Origin of the sequence: Lactobacillus delbrueckii subsp. jakobsenii ZN7a-9 = DSM 26046 (assembly GCF_001888925.1) — a bacterium.
In the GTDB taxonomy this organism is placed as follows: Bacteria; Bacillota; Bacilli; order Lactobacillales; family Lactobacillaceae; genus Lactobacillus; species Lactobacillus delbrueckii.
The window spans coordinates 514,223-531,301 of record NZ_CP018218.1; the positions used below are offsets into that span (position 1 = coordinate 514,223).

The 17,079-nt window shown below is 53.1% G+C and carries 17 protein-coding genes; 13 read left to right on the plus strand and 4 right to left on the minus strand.

Annotated features, from left to right (window positions below; all coding sequences use genetic code 11):
* Position 1: 1 nt before the first annotated feature.
* Complete coding sequence (locus tag LJ046_RS02740; protein WP_002877779.1) at positions 2-946, minus strand: alpha/beta hydrolase; 945 nt, start codon at positions 944-946, stop codon at positions 2-4.
* Between the two features lie 72 nt (positions 947-1,018).
* Between LJ046_RS02740 and LJ046_RS02745 the strand changes: the two genes are divergently transcribed.
* Entirely contained in the window at positions 1,019-1,786 is a 768-nt protein-coding gene (locus tag LJ046_RS02745) for a ribonuclease H family protein (RefSeq protein WP_002877782.1), read from the plus strand.
* 87 nt (positions 1,787-1,873) lie between these two features.
* Here the strand turns inward: LJ046_RS02745 and LJ046_RS02750 are convergent, their stop codons facing one another.
* Positions 1,874-2,830 carry a DUF1002 domain-containing protein gene (locus tag LJ046_RS02750; RefSeq protein WP_002877784.1) on the minus strand — a complete coding sequence of 319 codons (957 nt, stop codon included), beginning with the start codon at positions 2,828-2,830 and terminating at the stop codon, positions 1,874-1,876.
* A gap of 133 nt (positions 2,831-2,963) precedes the next feature.
* On the opposite strand from LJ046_RS02750, the gene LJ046_RS02755 reads away from it, so the two are divergent.
* The 5 genes from LJ046_RS02755 (at position 2,964) to LJ046_RS02775 (ending at position 7,281) form a co-directional block, all read left to right on the plus strand.
* Positions 2,964-3,836: a glycosyltransferase family 2 protein gene (locus LJ046_RS02755; protein ID WP_052001642.1), complete on the plus strand. Its 873-nt coding sequence runs from the start codon at positions 2,964-2,966 to the stop codon at positions 3,834-3,836.
* Positions 3,820-4,479: an alpha/beta fold hydrolase gene (locus tag LJ046_RS02760; protein ID WP_002877787.1), complete on the plus strand. Its 660-nt coding sequence runs from the start codon at positions 3,820-3,822 to the stop codon at positions 4,477-4,479. Before LJ046_RS02755 ends, LJ046_RS02760 begins: the two co-directional genes overlap by 17 nt.
* A 93-nt stretch (positions 4,480-4,572) precedes the next feature.
* A complete protein-coding gene (locus tag LJ046_RS02765) occupies positions 4,573-5,574 on the plus strand; it encodes a ribose-phosphate diphosphokinase (RefSeq protein ID WP_174269723.1) in 1,002 nt (333 codons plus the stop codon).
* Between the two features lie 182 nt (positions 5,575-5,756).
* On the plus strand, positions 5,757-6,437 hold the full coding sequence (locus LJ046_RS02770; protein WP_002877792.1) for a TetR/AcrR family transcriptional regulator: 681 nt from the start codon (positions 5,757-5,759) through the stop codon (positions 6,435-6,437).
* Positions 6,438-6,447: 10 nt separating this feature from the next.
* Entirely contained in the window at positions 6,448-7,281 is an 834-nt protein-coding gene (locus LJ046_RS02775; protein WP_002877793.1) for a hypothetical protein, read from the plus strand.
* A gap of 39 nt (positions 7,282-7,320) precedes the next feature.
* Here LJ046_RS02775 and LJ046_RS02780 read toward each other — a convergent pair whose 3' ends face one another.
* Positions 7,321-7,971 carry a Crp/Fnr family transcriptional regulator gene (locus LJ046_RS02780; protein WP_002877795.1) on the minus strand — a complete coding sequence of 217 codons (651 nt, stop codon included), beginning with the start codon at positions 7,969-7,971 and terminating at the stop codon, positions 7,321-7,323.
* A 37-nt stretch (positions 7,972-8,008) separates the two neighbouring features.
* Entirely contained in the window at positions 8,009-9,316 is a 1,308-nt protein-coding gene (locus LJ046_RS02785) for a CAP domain-containing protein (protein ID WP_002877796.1), read from the minus strand.
* A 146-nt stretch (positions 9,317-9,462) separates the two neighbouring features.
* Here LJ046_RS02785 and LJ046_RS02790 point away from each other — a divergent pair, with 146 nt between their 5' ends.
* The 7 genes from LJ046_RS02790 to LJ046_RS02820 all read left to right on the plus strand — a co-directional run bounded on the left by LJ046_RS02790 (position 9,463) and on the right by LJ046_RS02820 (position 16,986).
* Positions 9,463-10,551 (plus strand): D-alanine--D-alanine ligase family protein, encoded by a 1,089-nt coding sequence (locus LJ046_RS02790; RefSeq protein ID WP_002877797.1) that lies wholly within the window; start codon positions 9,463-9,465, stop codon positions 10,549-10,551.
* A 49-nt stretch (positions 10,552-10,600) separates the two neighbouring features.
* A complete protein-coding gene (locus tag LJ046_RS02795) occupies positions 10,601-11,236 on the plus strand; it encodes a helix-turn-helix domain-containing protein (protein ID WP_002877800.1) in 636 nt (211 codons plus the stop codon).
* Positions 11,237-11,366: 130 nt separating this feature from the next.
* Positions 11,367-12,476, plus strand: a complete 1,110-nt coding sequence (locus tag LJ046_RS02800; protein WP_002877803.1) for a YibE/F family protein — start codon at positions 11,367-11,369, stop codon at positions 12,474-12,476.
* Positions 12,473-13,267: a YibE/F family protein gene (locus LJ046_RS02805; protein WP_002877806.1), complete on the plus strand. Its 795-nt coding sequence runs from the start codon at positions 12,473-12,475 to the stop codon at positions 13,265-13,267. The genes LJ046_RS02800 and LJ046_RS02805 overlap by 4 nt, the downstream gene beginning before the upstream one ends.
* Positions 13,233-14,099 (plus strand): alpha/beta hydrolase, encoded by an 867-nt coding sequence (locus tag LJ046_RS02810; RefSeq protein ID WP_002877808.1) that lies wholly within the window; start codon positions 13,233-13,235, stop codon positions 14,097-14,099. The genes LJ046_RS02805 and LJ046_RS02810 overlap by 35 nt, the downstream gene beginning before the upstream one ends.
* A gap of 161 nt (positions 14,100-14,260) precedes the next feature.
* Positions 14,261-15,877, plus strand: coding sequence for an alpha-glucosidase (locus LJ046_RS02815; RefSeq protein ID WP_002877811.1), 1,617 nt, complete (start codon positions 14,261-14,263; stop codon positions 15,875-15,877).
* A gap of 149 nt (positions 15,878-16,026) precedes the next feature.
* Positions 16,027-16,986 carry a LacI family DNA-binding transcriptional regulator gene (locus LJ046_RS02820; protein ID WP_002877817.1) on the plus strand — a complete coding sequence of 320 codons (960 nt, stop codon included), beginning with the start codon at positions 16,027-16,029 and terminating at the stop codon, positions 16,984-16,986.
* Positions 16,987-17,079: the final 93 nt, after the last annotated feature.

The window sequence follows — 17,079 nt, forward strand, 5'->3', positions numbered from 1 at the left end:
TTTAAAGTCCTTTCTTGATTTTATCTAAGCCTAAAAAACGGTTCAGGATGCCGATGACGAAAGGATCGTCATGCATCTGCGAGTGCTCGGCGTTGTCGCCGCGGACCTCGACTTCCTGGTAGTAGACCGCGTCCGGGGCCAGGATATAGCGGATGCTTTTGGCGGAAACCACGGAGATAAAGCGGTCGGAATTGGTCGTGTCCAGGACGTTGCCGTAGATGTTCAAAACCCGGATGCTGGGGCTGAAGTCCCGCCGGTGGCGGAGCATGTAGGAATAGTGCGGGGTCATCATGCTGGGCCGGCCACTTTCCGTCAGGCGGTTGACATTGGGGATGTCGCCCAGGTACATGACTCCGTTGAAGGGGCCGGCGATCAAAGCGCAGCTGTCCAGGTGGGGGAAGTTTTTCCGCTTGGCATAGCGCATTTCTGTAGCGACCACGCAGGGCGAGCCCAGGGAGTGGGCCACGGCGCTGTAGCGCGTAAAGACGTATTTTTTGCTCAGAAAAGGCAGGATGAAGCTGAGATAGTAGTTGATGGCCTGGTAGCCGGCAATCCGGTCCTTGAAGGCCAGCTGGATGATGGGCTGCTTGTCGCCGGTATAGCATCCGGTCAGCTTGATCCGGCCGGTTAAGTCAGCCTCGACTTTCAAAAAGCGGGCGTCCCCTTTTTGCTTGAGGGCGTCTTCAACCATCACCCTGGTGGTGTAGTCCCCGCCGCGGAAGCCATGGACGTAGATGATCGGAACCTGGTCAGAGCCGCTGGCCTGGTTTTCAGCCAGGTCGCTGACCCGCTTGCCCCGCAGCTTCAGAAAGATCCGGAAAGGCGGAAAGGTTGCCAGAATGCCCAAGAAGAACATCATGGCCAGGGAGTGGTCCCGGGGATCGAGATTTTTGCCGCGCTTTTTTTCAGTTTCTTCAGCATACTTTTTAGAATTAAAAAAGAGCACAGTCGCCCCTCCTTTCTCTGATACAATTGCTTTGTAAACATCATACCATTTTAAGCAGAAGAGAGGGAGTAGATGAAAGTTTATGTTGTTAAAAAAGGCTACCGGCCAGGAATCTACCACAGCTGGCCTGAGGCCGAAGAGCAGGTCAAGGGCTTTCCCGGGGCAGAATACAAGTCCTTCAGCAATATAATGGAGGCCCTGGACTATCAGCAGATGGACCCGGAAGATGCCCTCAAGGCCTTGCAGGGGGCAGAGGACAATCTGCAGGCCGCGATCGCCAAGGTCAGACAGGGCGGAAGCAAGAAAAAGCAGGCTGAAAATAAAAAAGAATTTGCGGCAAGTTCGAAGTATGCCGCCCACATTTTTACCGACGGGGGCTGCCGGAACAATGGGACCCACAAGGGCGGGCACGTGCAGGCAGACGACAAGGCAGCCTGGGCTTATTTGATCGAATACGGCGGCCAGAAGCTGTCCGCCAGCGGCGGCCGTTTTGGGGCCACCAACAACGAAATGGAAATGACCGCTTTTTTGGAAAGCCTGAAGAAGCTGGAAGAACTGGGCTTAAATGATCAGCCCCTCTTGTTCTCTTTGGACTCCCAGTATGTCATCAAGGCCGTCAGCGACAATGACCAGGGTCCGGCCTGGATCAAGGGCTGGCAGAGACGGGGCTGGAAGAAGGCGGACGGGTCACCCGTTGCCAACCGCGAGCTCTGGCAGGAGATTGCCAAGGAAATAGCCAAGTTTGCCCAGCCGGAATTTGAATGGGTCAAGGGGCACGCCAACAGTGCCGGTAACAACTTTGTCGACGGCCTGCTCAACAAGTATATGGACCAGATGTAAGGCAGAGACAGAAAAAGCCCGCGCTTGGCGCGGGCTTTTTGCATGAATATTTGATTTTTCAGATATCGTCCAGCTTCAATTGCTTCATTACTTGCTAAAACTGGAGAAGAGGCTGGTAAAGAAGTTGACGATGGCGTCCCAGAGCTTCTGCAGGGCGTTGCGGTTTTCGCTGGTGTTCAGCTTGGCAAAGATCCCCTTGGCGCTCTTCTGGATGGCGCTCATGGCCTGGCTGGCCTGCTGCTTGAAAGAAGAGGAGTTAAGGGCGCCGGAGTCCCGGATCTCAACCAGGATGTTGACGATCTGCTGCTTCTGTTCGTTGGTGAGCACGTTGGTCAGATTGTTGTTTTCGATCTGGTTGTTGACGATCGTGATGATCTGGTTCTTGGTGATGTTTGAGCCTTTTTGGGCCATTTCCTTCTTGGCCCCGGCTACGGCATTATTGAGCTGGGCGTCAGAGTAGCCCTCCTTGCCCTTGTTTTCCTTGGTGATCCCGCTTAAGGTGTTCAATTCGTCCTGGGCCGCGGTGATCTGCTTCTGGTTCAGCTTCTCCCCGCTCTTGGCATAGGCCTTGTAGATCCCGGCCAGAGCGCCGGAACCATCGATCGGGATCGCGGAAGTGACGTAGATGTTGGCGTCAGTGATCCCGGCCGTTACCGCCGCGTTTCGGTACTGGTTGGCGGTGATGGTAGTGATGTTGTTTTGCCCGTTGTAGTTGAGGATGCGGACGTTGATCCCGCTGCCGGAGCTGTTTTTTTCAATGGCAGCACTGGACCAGACCCCGGAAGAAGAGGTAAAGGAGCTGCCGGACGGGTTCAGGTAGGTAACCAGGTCGCTGCCCGTTACTGTCAAGGTGTTGTAGCTGCTGGAGTCGCTGAGGGCCCTCTTTAAAACGTCCAGGGTGCCTTGCTTCTGGCTGGCAGTTAATGAGGTCCCCAGGGTAATAACCGGGGTGGTGTCTTCGGCGGCAGAGACCCCGCCAGCCGTCAAGCCCAGGCCCAGGAAGAGGGCGCAGGCCGTAATGATTTTCTTGATTTTCGTGTTCATTTTGATAAGTCTCCTTGCTTTCTGTTTTCATGCTCCGCCTATAATTATACTAGAGTTTGTTTTGGGGGTATCTCCCTTAGCAAAAATTTAAGCAGGCCCCGGCTGGCGGCAGATTACTGGCGAAGATGATATAATGAAAAAGATAGATTTGGAGAGGGGGGATGCGGCTTTGCGAGCGAATACCGACTTGAAGCTGACGGTCATCATGACTGTTTACAACCAAGAGAAATATCTGGCCAGAGCCTTGGACTATTTGCTTGAGCAGAAGAACCAGCAGTTCAAGCTGCTGGTCATTGACGACGGCTCGACTGACTCAACCGCGGAAATCGCGGCCAGCTACCAGGACCGCTTCCAAGCCTTCGACCTGGTCAGTAAGGCCAATGAAGGGGTGGCCGCTGCCCGGAACTTAGGCCTGGAGATGGTTGACACGCCGTATTTTATTTTTCACGATGGAGACGACTGGGTTGAGCCAGACTACACGGACTACTTTATCAAGGCTTTTGACCGCCACCCGGACGATGACATGGTAACCTGCGGCTATTATGTCGACCAGGCAGGGAAGCCGTCCGTGCCGATTACTAAACCGGTTGAGGGGGAATTGACCCGGTTTGAGGCCGTGTTAAAGGTCTTGGGCAGTGCCCATTCGCCGGTTAAGGGCTATACTTGGAACAAGTGCTACAAGACCCAGCTGGTCCGCTGCTTGCACCTGCGTTTTAACGAGGACCTGGACTTGATGGAAGACCAGGTTTTCAATATTGACTATCTGATGCAGACGGAAGGCTGCTACTACAGCTCCGTGCCGCTCTACCACTACTGGCAAAGAACCGACAGCGCGGTGCACACGGTCAGCTGGGACCACTTCTGGAGCATCGTGGGGGCCAATATTTCGATTTACAAGAGCATTTTTTCTCACTTGCGGCAGAAAGCTCTCAGCAAGCGGCCGCAAACCCAGGAATACCAAGGCAGTTATGTAAGGGAAAGGATCAAAGATGATCATCAAAGTTAATGGAGTCGATCTTTACTACCAAAAGCTCGGTCAGGGCCACCCCCTCATCCTGCTGCACGGCCACCACTTGGACGGCGGAATGTACAGCAAGGTGATCGCGCCTTTGTCACTGTATTACACGGTCTATACCCTGGACATGCGGGGGCACGGCTTAAGCGGCGGCGACGGGGCTGAGCACTACCAGACTGAAGTGGAAGACCTAGCTGTCTTCATCAAGGAGCTGGGCCTGGAGCAGCCTTACGTCTTTGGCTATGACTCCGGCGGTCTGGTGACCCTAATGCTGGCCAGCCAGCAGCCCGATATCCTGGGCAAGGCGGTCGTGGCCGGGGTCTTCATCGACGGCCGGGGGATCCACAAGTACCACTACTTGACTGAAGGGGTCCGGCGCTTTCTCCGCTTTGACCGCGACAGCCGGTTGGAACTTACCGAATCCTACATGGAGCCGGAAAGCCTGGAGCAGATCCAGATTCCCGTTCTCTGCGTGGTCGGGGAAAATGACTGGGTCAAAGTCGAACATGTCCGCTGGTACAGCAGTTTGATTCCAAATGGCCGCCTGGCCTTGATGCCGCGGCAGACCCACGATTCCTACGTGGTAAACAGCTTGAAGATTTTAGACTTGATCAAAGATTTTTGCAAGGAATAATGAGAAAAGGGCTGATCAAAGCCGAACCTTTGCTATAATGTTACTGTAGATGCAATAGATTCTGTTAATGAGAGTGTTTCTAAGGGGTTCATGATGACATCAATTACAAAAGAAGAAATTCATAAGTTGCTCAACCCGATGAAGGTGATCGGGCTCGGCGGCAATCCGCAATTGAACGAAAAGGTAGCCAGCACGCTGGGCGTTCCTTTGATCGAAACGACGGTTCACCACTTCAGCGACGGTGAAATCCAGGTCAACATCGCAGAAAGCGTCCGGGGCTGTGACGTCTTCGTCATCCAGTCAATTCAAGATCCGGTCAATGAAAACTTCATGGAACTGGAAATTGTCCTGGATGCCCTCCACCGGGCTTCAGCCCACACGGTCAACTGCGTGATCCCGTACCTGGCCTACTCTCGTTCCGACACCAAGACCCGGTCCCGGGAACCAATCACGGCCAAGCTGATTGCCAACCTGCTCCAGCTGACTGGGATCGACCGGGTATTGACCATCGACTTGCACGCTTCCCAAATCCAGGGCTTCTACAACGTGCCGGTTGACCACCTGCACGCGATGCCGCTTTTGGCCCAATACTTCCTGGACAACGGGATCGCGGTTAAGGATGACGACGACGTGGTCGTTGTTTCACCAGACCACAGCGGGACCAAGTTGGCCCGGGTCTTCGGCCAGCACTTCAACGCACCGATCGCCATCGTTGACCAGCGCGGGGCCCGCTACGATGACAGCGTCCACGACATGATCGGTGACGTTAAGGGCAAGAAGTGCATTATCGTTGACGACTTGATCGACACTGGCACCCGCCTGGCTTCATCAACCCGGTCAGTCTTCGCTGCCGGCGCGACCAAGGTTTACGCGGCTGCTACTCACGCCTTGCTTTCACAAGACGCGATCAAGATCGTGAATGGCTTGCCGTTGGAACAAATTGTGGTTACGGATACCATCAAGCATGAAAAGTATCCTGACCGGATGGTCCGGATCTCAGTTGACCGCTTGCTGGCCAAGGGGATTGACCATATTTACAACGATCGTTCAATTCACGATATTTTTGATGAACAAAACCGCTTCACCAAAGACTAAGGCGCGATAAACCGGGAGACCGCTAGCGGTCTCCTGTTTTTATTTATTTTGTTTTTGGGAACGTGACTTAATAAAACAAGAAAAAATAACAGATTTGGGTAAAAGCGAATGTTATTGCTGTAATTAGGCAAGGAAATCTTGCTATAATTTTATTAACTTTTATAGAGAGGATGAGATGATCGATGGCAAGAAGAAAGAACATGCAGAGACGGCGGGAGATCTTGGACAACACCTTCCGTTTGATCAGAGCCAATGGCTTTGACCATGTTTCCTTGCAGATGATCGCGGAGAACTCAGGAATTTCCAAGTCTCTGCTACAGTCTTACTACCCCCACAAGGCAAGACTGATGACTGACATTGTCAGAAACCTGTTCAATACTATGTGGGACCAGGTAGAAATAAACTATCACGCGCCAAAGAAGAACCCCTTCACCCGGGTGGACGCTTTAATCTACACGATCGCGACTTTGGGGATGACGGACAAGGGCCTGGACCGGGTAATTACGGAGGCCTTTACTGACCAGACTTCTTTGGACAACTGGAGCCGGATGCTGGACGAATGGATGAAGTCCCACAATGCTTTTTCCGAATACAGCAACTACCAGGAAATCCGGACCGGGATTGCCTTTATCATTACGGGGGTTGGCCGTTTGTATCGTGACCGGGAAAAGCACGGTCTTAACGCCGAACAAATGGCGGACTACTCAACCAGTTCCTTGATGTACGGCTTTTTGCACGCGGATCCTGCGGAAATCGACGCCGTATTGGAAGAAGGTCACGGGATCATTGACGACAGCAACATCGATGAGGTCCACCACGCGATCGACACCATGTTTGACGAAGGCAAGGTAATTTACAGTTAGGAGCAAGCGCATGGCAGAAAGTTCCGGAACGCACAGACGAAGGAACAACTATGAAATCGTGGACAACGCGTTAGAATACAAGCGTCCCTTGGCCTTTATAGCTTTCTTATTGCTCAGCTTGCTGCTGGCCACGGGAACTTTCCTGAATCCTGCTTTTATGAAGGAGACTATCAAGACCGACAGCAACACGGTCGTGATCAGCCAGCAGGTCAACAGCCACTTCAACCGCCTGGCCACAATCGTCAACGGGTCCAGCGATGAAAAGAACTTGATCTCTGATGACCAGGCCAGGGAAGTTGCCGACTTGATCATCGACTACAAGTATGGCTGGCACTTTATCCATACCAGCAATCTGGGCCTGGCTAAAGACATCAAGGACGTGATCTTGAAGAAGGAGCAGACGGATACCGACCAGGTGACCGCTATCCGCAAGAAGCTGAAGAAGCAGAGCGATTCTTCAGTCTACATCGTCAGCAATGCCTTTGACCTGGCCACGGTCATGTTAGAGGCCAACTTGATCACGATCATCCGGATCGTCAACCTGCTGGTGATCCTGCTCTGTCTGGTGGCCGTAGTCTCGATTTTGCGGGAGGCTTTTGCCAGTCACACCAAGCGGGCAGTGGTTCACGACATGACAGCCGGGCTGATGTGGACCGCTTTTTGGTTCATCCTGGTTTACGGGCTCTTGGCCATGGTGCCGATCTTTATGGACACTTCGGTGATTACCGTGGCGGACCTGGGCTACTGGCTGGAAATCGCCAGCGGGGTCTTCCTGGACTTCGTGATCGCCGGCGTTATTTTATACGTGGTCAGTGCCATTCCATGGCAGGCGACTTCAAGATAGCAAAAAGGCAAAGCCGTTGGGCTTTGCCTTTTTAGTTTGCTATTTAAGGATGGTGATCTGCTTGCCTTTGGCGGCGATGTAGCCATCCTTTTTTAATTTGGAGAACTCCCGGCTGAGAGTTTCAGGGGTGATGCCCAGCAGGCTGGCCAGGTCCTTCTTCTTCAAGGGAAGTGTGAAGGTGGCGGAGCCGGCTTCGTCAGCGTAGTCTTTCAAGCTGGCGTAGAGGCGGGGGCCAGCTTCCAGGCTGTTGCGGCGCATGGCGTTCTTTTGCGCGCTGACCAGGCGCTGGCCGAATTCATTTAAGAGATGCAGGGAAAGCTCCGGGGACTTGAGCAGAAGGTCCTGGAAGTCGGAATAGTTGATGGAGCAGGCCGTGCTGTCTTCCAGGGCTTCGATGAAGAGGTCATCGTTTTCCGTGTCAAAGAGGTTTTCCTCCCCGTTGATGTCGCCTTCCTGCATCAAGCTGAGGACCTGCTCATGGCCGTCGGGGCTGAGGCTGTAGATCTTGGCCCGGCCTGAGTCCAGGGAAATGACTGACAGGCGGCCGTCGCCCGGGGCGTGGATCAAGCTCCCTTTTTTAAAAAACTGCTGGTGGGTCGAAATGTGAACCAAGTCCTGGCGCAGGTCCAGGGGGAGGTTCTTAAAAATCGGCACGTGGCTGATACAATTTAACTCGTCGTGTTGGTGCATGGTTGTCTGTTTTGCTTTAACTTATACTTTTACTTGTTTACTTTTTCTTGCTAGATTTCTTATTAGACTTTTTGGCAGCTTTCTTACTGGTCTTTTTAGATTTAGCCTTAGCTTTCTTACTAGACTTTTTACTAGACTTCTTGCTAGATTTCTTACTAGTCTTCTTGCTAGTTTTCTTTGTCTTGCTGGTCTTCTTGACTGCCTTGGCATTGGTGATCTTCTTGCTCTTGACGGTGGAGATGTTCTTGCCGACCTTGTAGAGGTACTTGGCCAGGCCTTTGTTTTGCAGGTCCTTCTGGCTGACCTTGTTCTTGCTCTGGGTGCTAGAAGAGGAGACCTTGCTTGAATAAGTCTGGCTGCTGCTCTGCTTGAAGAGCTTGAAGCTGTAAGTGGCCAGGTTACCGGCTCTGACCGTGTACTTGTGGCCGGCCGTCAGCTGAAGCTTGCTTGGGTAGTAGGTGATCACGGTCTGGAAGTTGCCAAAGCCGTACTCGCTGTAGTTGGCCACTTGGCTGGCGGTGACCGTCTTGCCGGTGTCATCGTCAGTAACGGTGATCTTCGGGGTTGAGGTCACAACCTTGTTTGAAAAGTATAAAGACCAGGCGATGTTTTGCCCATTTAAAAGCTCCAGGGGGAAGACCCCGGCATTTGGATAGGCTATCATTTCCCGGCTGGCAGTTCTTGCGCTGTCGCCCACATTCAAGACCTGGTTGACTGAGTAGCGGTAGCCGTTGGTCCCGTAAGCTGCCCCGACTGAAATCTTGCTTAAGCGGGTGGAAAGCAGCCAGGCCCGGTGGCCGGTGTCAGAACCCGACAGATTATAGCGGTCGGTCAAGAGGTCGGTCACGACGTCCCCAGCCGTCTGCGGGCTGGCATTGAAGTTGAGGTTGGCCGAGTTGGAAACGTCCTGGGCCAAAAGCCAGTTCTTCTTGGAAATGTAGCTTGGCCGCTTCTCATTTGGCAGCCCGTGCTGGTTGACGAACGGGTTGGCATTAATGGCGGCCATGACGGCGGCCGTCGTCTGGGCATTCTTGTTGCCATGGCTTGTTGTCTTGACGGCAGTTAAGCCGAAGAGGTCACGGTAGTAGTTGATGTAGGCGACTTGCTCGTTGATGTAGCTAGACTTTAAGCTGCCTGCCTTGAACTTCTTCTTCAAGGAAGGCTTGCTGGCATAGATATTCTGCTGGGTGTAGACGGTCTTGCTCAAGGCCTGGTATTCTCTTTGAAAACGGAGCACCTCTGCCTGTTCCTGCGGCGTGAATTCTGCCGCCTGGACAGCCGTGGACCCTACTGCCAGAAGGATTACCGGCAGTAAAAGCAGTGCTGGCTTATGACGCATCTTCATCAACCCCTTTCTAGTTTATATTATAGCTGATTTTTTGCTTTTTTCGCCATTAAGCGCTTTTGCTAAAAAAATTAAAATTTGTCTGGAAAGTGCGCCAAAAGCCCGAGTTTTCGGTATAATACAGATTGATAAAAGGAGACGAAACAATGACGAAAAAAACACAAGTTGGTTTGATTTTTGGTGGGAACTCCTCCGAATACGAAGTCTCAATCACTTCAGCCGGCAACATCTACAAGGCAATCGACAAGGACAAGTTTGACGTGCACCCGATCTGGATCACGAACTCCGGCTACGTGGCCAGTGAAGCTGATTCATACAAGGTTCTGGAAGAGCCGGGCTACATGGTGGAAAAGACTGACAAGACGGCCAACCTTTCCAACTTGATCGAGCTGGCTTCCCGGCCAGAACTGGACGTGCTCTTCCCAATCGTCCACGGCAACCTGGGTGAAGACGGGGTCCTGCAGGGCCTCTTCCGCCTGATCGACAAGCCTTTCGTCGGGGTTGACGTTTTAGCGGCAGCCGTAACTATGGACAAGGAATTCACCAAGATCCTGGCCCAAAGAGCCGGCGTGCCGGTAGCCAAGTGGGTATCTATCAAGCGCTACGAATATGAGGACGCTAAGAACCAAAAGCTCAGCTACGACTGGGTCAGCGGCCAGCTGGGCACCAGCAACCTCTTCGTCAAGCCGTCCAACCAGGGTTCTTCCGTCGGCATCACTCACGTAACTGACGACAGCAACTACGCTGAAGCTTTGGCCGAAGCCTTCAAGTACGATGACAAGGTTTTGGTTGAAGAAGGGATCGTGGGCACTGAAGTTGAAACCGCCGTTTTAGGTAACGACCACCCGGTAGTTTCCGGGGTCGGCCGGATCATCAACGCCGACAATACTTGGTACAGCTACGAAAACAAGTACAGCACAGAATCAACCACGACCCTGCAGATTCCAGCCCAGATTCCGGCAGAAACCGCGGAAAAGGTCCAGGAAAACGCCTTGAAGATCTACCAGATCACTGAGTGCAGCGGCATGGCCCGGGTTGACTCCATGCTTAGAGAAAGCGACGGGGAAGTCATCTTCAACGAATTGAACTCCCTGCCAGGCTTTACCAACATCAGCATGTACCCGAAGCTGTTTGAAGAAGCCGGGATTTCTTACCCAGACTTGATCACCCGCTTGATCAGGCTGGCTGAAGAGCGCTACGCCCACAAGAAGACTCTCCTGCACAAGCACGACTAAGAAAAAAAGTACTTTGAAAATTTGGTTTTTTGCGAAAGAAAGTTAGAACATGAGTGAGAAAAGTGAGCAGATGAAGACCAGTGAAGCCGCCCAGGCCCTTGGGGTCAGCGAGAACACCCTGCGCAAGTATTCGCAGGCGGTGGAGAAGGCTGCTTCACCAGCTTACTTTCCCCGGGTCAAGAATACCCGCCGCTACCGGCCGGAAGACTTGACAGTTTTGAAGCAAATGCAGGACCTGGTCAAGGCAGGGCGGAAGGTCGACCAGGCGGCCCAGGAACTTTTTGCTGGTGAAAAGGAAGAAGCACCGGTCAAGACGGCCAGGGAAGACCAGCTGGAAGCTGCCCTGGCCGCCAAGGACCAGGAAATTGCTGAACTGAAAGAGCAGCTGGCCCAGCTGACAGCGGCTAAGGCAGCGGAAAAGCCGGAAGATTCCCTTGAGCCAGCGGCTGATGTCCTGGACCTGCCGGATTTTGATGACGGCTTTTTAGAAGATGAGCCGCTCACTCCGGAGCAGAAAAGGGCCCAGGTCGTGGCTGACATGGCCAAGAGCGACCAGGAAGTTCACAAGGAATTGCTCAGCCGGGCCCAGGAGAACGCGGCCAAGGGGGCGCCAACCTACCGGACCCTGGCTGACATGCAGCTGGCGCCCAAGAAGACTCCCTGGTGGAAGAAGATTTTCAAATAATCGCGTGATTTGCTAAATTATACTTAAGAATCAAAGGGGACCGCGAAAGCGGTCCTTTTTTGCTTAAAATAATAAGGGACTGACTGTCACTTAAAAATAAGCAAAAAATGGAAAGGCAAATACAAAGAGGATGGAAACGAAAAAGCAGCGCATCCTGGCCGCCCTGGTCCTGCTGGCCCTGGGTCTGGGCCTGGCCGCGCTGACCTATTTTAAGACGACCGGCTACAAGAACCCGGTGGCGGTGATCACGGACACGAAGATCAAGGACCGCCTGCTGAAAAAAGAAACTGATATTTACGGCAACAAGGATGAAGAACGCCGGCAGTACCTGCACGTTCAAGTCTTGACCGGCAAGTACAAAGGGCAGACCTTTGAAACGGTCAACACCTACTACCCTTCCCAGCTGGTCACCCAGAAGTACCGGGCAGGCGAGCGGGTCTTCGTGACAGTGACTGACGGCAGCCTGGCCCTAGTTTCACCAAAAAGAGACTGGATCCTGGTCATGACCTTGGCTATTACCCTGGCCTTGATGGTGGCGGTAGTCGGCCGGCGGAGCTGGCACTTGATCGTTTCCATGGCTATCAGCTGGATCCTGTTTTATTGCTTGATCTTGTGGGACGTGGCGGTCAACGGGGCCGGGATCATCTGGATGTTCTCCCTGGCTGACATCGTCTTCTCCTTCTTCAGCCTGGCTATCGTGCAGGGGGTGAACAAAAAGATGCTGGTCACCTGGCTGGCAACCCTGCTCGGGGTCTTTGTCTCTTTTGCCCTCTGCTATGCCGTTATCAAACTGACCGGGGAGACCTACCTCAACTATGAAATGGGCGACTATGCCACCCAGGACACGCGGGGGATCTTCATGGCCCAGGCCCTGATGGGGGTACTTGGGGCAGTTATGGACGAGGCGACAGACATCGTTTCCAGCCTGTATGAACTGATCCAGCACAAGCCCGAGATCACCGTTAAGGAGCTTTTGGCCAGCGGACGAACGATGGGGCAGGAGATCATGGGGCCTTTGATCAATGTTTTGGTCTTGATCTTCATTTCTGAAGCCCTGCCGGAAACAATCCTGTACTTCCGGGATAATAACACTATCGCGACGACTTTTAACTTCACCATGTCCTTAGGGGCGACGCAGAGCGCGGTTTCAGCAATCGGGATCGTTTTGACCATCGTTTTTGCCAGCCTCTGCAGCCTCCTCTTTTTAAAAAAGTCGCAGAAAGGGGGTAAGCAAGAATGAGCAGCCTTGGCGCTTTAATTATCGTTTTAGCCATCTTGATGACCATCATCGGCGGGGAAACCGGGATCCGCAGCTTTTTCAGCGTCTTGATCAACAGCCTCTTGCTGGTCCTGGTGGCCATGCTTATCTCCTGGGGCTTGAGCATTCCCATCATCACCGCGATTTTCGTGCCCCTCAAGCTGGCCACGATTATCTTCCTGGGCACCCATGACTATACCGTGGCTAAAAATTCCTTCTATGCCTCTTTGATCGTCTTATCACTCGTCAGCGTCTTGATCTTAGGCATCCAATACCTGGCCCAAGCTGCCGGTTTGGGGCCGGAAGCCGGGGAAATCCTCCTGGGTCACTCCCAGATGCCGGGGATCAGCTACGGTCAGATCGCCGTTACCGTGGCCATTTTCTCCGCCCTTGGGGCGGTGGCGGAAGCCGCCGTGTCGATGAGTTCGGGGATTTTGGAACTGAAGAAGGCCAAGCCGGATATTACGGAAGAGCAGCTGATGAAGAGCGGGGCAGCCATCGGCTACGACGTTTTGGGCACGGCCATGAACACCATCATTTACGGGATGTTTGGCAGCTTTTTGTCCCTCTTTTTATGGTATTACCGGCTCCACTATTCCTTTAGTGAGGTAATTAATGATAAACTTTTTGTAAACGAAGCACTGATCATCATGTATTCTCTGCTCGGTGTGCTGCTGACGGTTCCTTTGGCGACCTTTTTGCTGGCCAAGGGGATGAGCCGGCAAAGTGAGGCAAAAAATGGAAACGAAAAAACTAGAGATCAAGAACTTTAACGGCCGGACCTACCAGCTGCAGACCTACACGGTTAAAAGCGGCCACGCTCCCTTAAACAAGCTCCGTCCCCTGGCCATCGTCGTGCCGGGCGGCTCCTTCACCCACCTCTCCGTCAAGGAAGGTGAGCCGGTGGCCCTGGCCTATGTCAGCCGGGGCTTCAACGCCTGCGTGGTCAGCTACAATCTTTTGCAAGATGAAGGGATGATCTATCCTGATGCCGGCCTGGACGTTCTCAGCACAGTCAACTACTACCGCGAACGCGCTGCTGAATACCAGATTGACCCAAACAAGATCATGACCATTGGCTTTTCCGCCGGCGGCCATGTTGTCAGCGCGGCCAACTACCTGGCTGATGAAGCTGAATACCAGGAAAGCTATGGCTATGAGGGGGACCAGGTCCGGCCAAATGCCACGATTCTGGGTTATCCTTTGACTGACGTCCACAAGGTGGCCTTTGAAATCGGCGGCCGGGCTGACGGGGCCCTGCCGCCTGACCCCAAGCTGGTCGACACGGCCCTGGGGGTAAGTCCGAAGACGCCGCCAACCTTCATCTTCCAGTCCTGGAACGACCCGATCTGCCTGCCGACCAATGCCATGGCCTATGAGGAAGCCTTGTTCCAAAACAAGGTCAAGTGCGAGGCCCACATGTTTGACATCGGCTACCACGGCTACTCTTTGGCCACTCCGGAACTGTCCACGGAAGACATCTTCTGGCAGGGCAACCCGCACACGGCCCGCTGGTTCAATTTGAGCCTGGAGTGGCTGGACCACCTTTTCTCCGGGATCAACTACGATGAAAACAAGGACAAGCTGACCCAGCTTTACCAATAGACGAAAAATGGATTTATTATTTACGAGAGCTGCCCGGGCAGCTCTTTTTTAATTTGGTTAGCGGTAACTGCTTGCATCCGCGCTTGTTTTTCCTATACTAAACTTGTAGAAAAAAATGACAGCGCTTCAGATGAATTTAGATGAGAGTTTGAGGAAATAAAATGACAGCAGAAAAGCAAGAACCATGGTGGAAGCAGGCCGTGATCTACCAGATCTATCCCAAGTCCTTCCAGGACACAAACGGCGACGGGGTCGGCGACCTGCGGGGGATCATCAAGCGGCTGGACTACCTGCAAGACCTGGGCATCGACGCCATCTGGCTCTGCCCGGTCTACAAGTCACCAGGCGTGGACAACGGCTATGACATCGCCGACTACGAAGCCATCGACCCCCAGTATGGGACCATGGCGGACATGGAAGAATTAATCAGTGAGGCCAAGAAGCGGGGGATCCGGATCGTGATGGACCTGGTGGTCAACCACACCTCTGACCAGCACCCTTGGTTTATCGAAGCCCGGAAAAATCCTTCCTCTCCGGAACACGACTACTATGTCTGGGCGGACAAGGCCAATGAGCTCAAGTCGGCTTTTTCCGGCAGCGCCTGGGAATATGACGGCCAGGTTGGCCAGTACTACCTCCACCTTTTTGCCAAAGAGCAGCCGGACCTCAACTGGAAGAACCCGGCCCTAAGGCAGAAGGTCTACGACCTGATGAACTTCTGGATTGATAAGGGGATCGGGGGCTTCCGGATGGACGTGATCGAGCTGATCGGCAAGGTCCCGGAAGAAGAGATTACCGCTAACGGCCCTAAGCTGCACGACTACCTGCAGGAGATGCACCGGGAGACTTTTGGCGACCGGGACTTTTTGACGGTCGGGGAAACCTGGGGGGCAACTTTAGACAACGCTCCTCTGTACAGCGACCCGGACAGAAAAGAACTGTCCATGGTCTTCCAGTTTGAATTCACGGAACTGGACAAGCAGGCCGGCAAGGAAAAGTGGGACACCAAGCCCCTTGACTACGGCGACTTGAAGAATGTCCTGGCCAAGTGGCAGAAGCTGGACTTTAACCACAGCTGGAACAGCCTCTTTTGGAACAACCACGACCTGCCCCGGATCGTGTCCCGCTTCGGCAATGACCAGCAGTACCGCGAGCGCAGCGCTAAGATGCTGGCCCTTCTACTGCATGGCTTGCGGGGAACCCCGTACATCTACCAAGGTGAGGAAATCGGGATGACCAACTGCCCGGTTTCGGCTATCGACGAGGTAGAAGACATCGAAGCCCGGCGGATGTACCAGGAGCGGCTGGCAGAGGGCTGGAAGAAGGAGGACCTGATCAAGGCCATCAATGCCCAGGGCCGGGACAATGCCCGGACGCCAATGCAGTGGGATGCTTCAGCTTCCGCCGGCTTTACCAGCGGCCGGCCATGGCTGGCGGTTAACCCTAACTGCCAGGAAATAAACGTAAAAAATGCATTGAATGACCAGGATTCAATTTATTATTTCTATAAGAAGCTGATTGCCCTCCGCCACCAGGAACGGATTTTGACCGATGGGTCCTTTGAACTTTTGGACACGGCAGATGCTGTCATGGCCTACCACCGGGAAAACGCGGAAGACAAGTGGCTAGTTGTCTGCAACTTGACTGGCGAGGAGCAGGAAGTCTCCCTGCCGGATAAGGTCAAGGAAGTCCTTCTGGCTAACGGGCCTGTCCCGGAAGACCTGTCGGCTGCTGTCCTGCCAGCTTACGCGGCCTTTCTCTGCCGGGTGAAAAAATAAATAGATTAGTTAATATGTAAAAAGATAATCTTATTTTTGAAAGCGAATTCTTTAACTTATAAAAAATAAATTATTTTGTGTTAGAATCTAGCATAGGAAGTGAAGAAGGAAAAGTTTAAACTAGGAATCCTTGATGGGAGGAAATTTGCTTGAAGAGAACCGCTACTTTAGAAGATGTGGCTCGCAAGGCCCATGTGTCGAAGATGACCGTTTCCCGGGTGATCAACCACCCCGAACTGGTTGCTCCGGAACTGCAGGTCGTTATTGAAGACGCCATGCACAAATTGAATTACCACCCTAACAACGCGGCCCGGGCCCTGGCCAAGAACCAGACCAGCGTGGTAAAGTTCGTGATCTTAGAAGACGTCGACGATACCGACCCTTACTTTACCAATGTCTTATTTGGCATGGCGACGGAGTTGAAGAAGCAGAACTATTCCCTCCAGCTGCTCTTGAAGGGGAGCCAGCTGGACCAGGGGGCAGCTGACGGCTATGTGATCACCGGAGCTAGGACTGATGATTACCCCCAATTGAACGAGCTTAAGCAGCCTTTCGTCCTGTTTGGTGAGAATCGGGGCGGCTACGACTTTGTCGACACCAACAACCTGCTGGGTGAGACCATGGCGACCAAGTATGCCTTGAAGGCGGGCTACCGGAATGTGGTCTTTATCGGCATCGATGTCCGTGAGGCTTTTGAATTTTCCAGAGAAGCTGGTTATGTCAACACCATGCAGCAAAATAAGAAGATTCCCAGCGTCTTCCGGGTGGAAAACAGCTTAGCCGCGGCCCGGGAATTTATCCAGGACCACTTGGGCGAATTTCCCAAGAACACCTGCTTTGCCTGTGCCAGCGACCGGATTGCCATGGGGGTCATCCAGGCCCTGGTGGAGGCGGAAGCCAAGATTCCGGAAGACTTTGGCGTGATTGGCTATGACGGGGTCCTTTTAGACCGGGTGTCATCGCCGACGATCACGACCGTCAAGCAAAACCTCTGGCTGATCGGTGAGAAGCTGGCGGAACTCATTTTAAGAAAAATTGCCCAAAACGGCGCGCCGCAAGGGGAGGTCTTTATCGAACCGACCTTGAGCGAGGCCGAATCAACCAAATAGTAGCTGAAGCATCCTCAGGGATGCTTTTTTGCTTGGCTTTTGTTACCGATAACAGGCAGGCCAGTCTTGTAAGCGCTAACCCTAATATGGTTA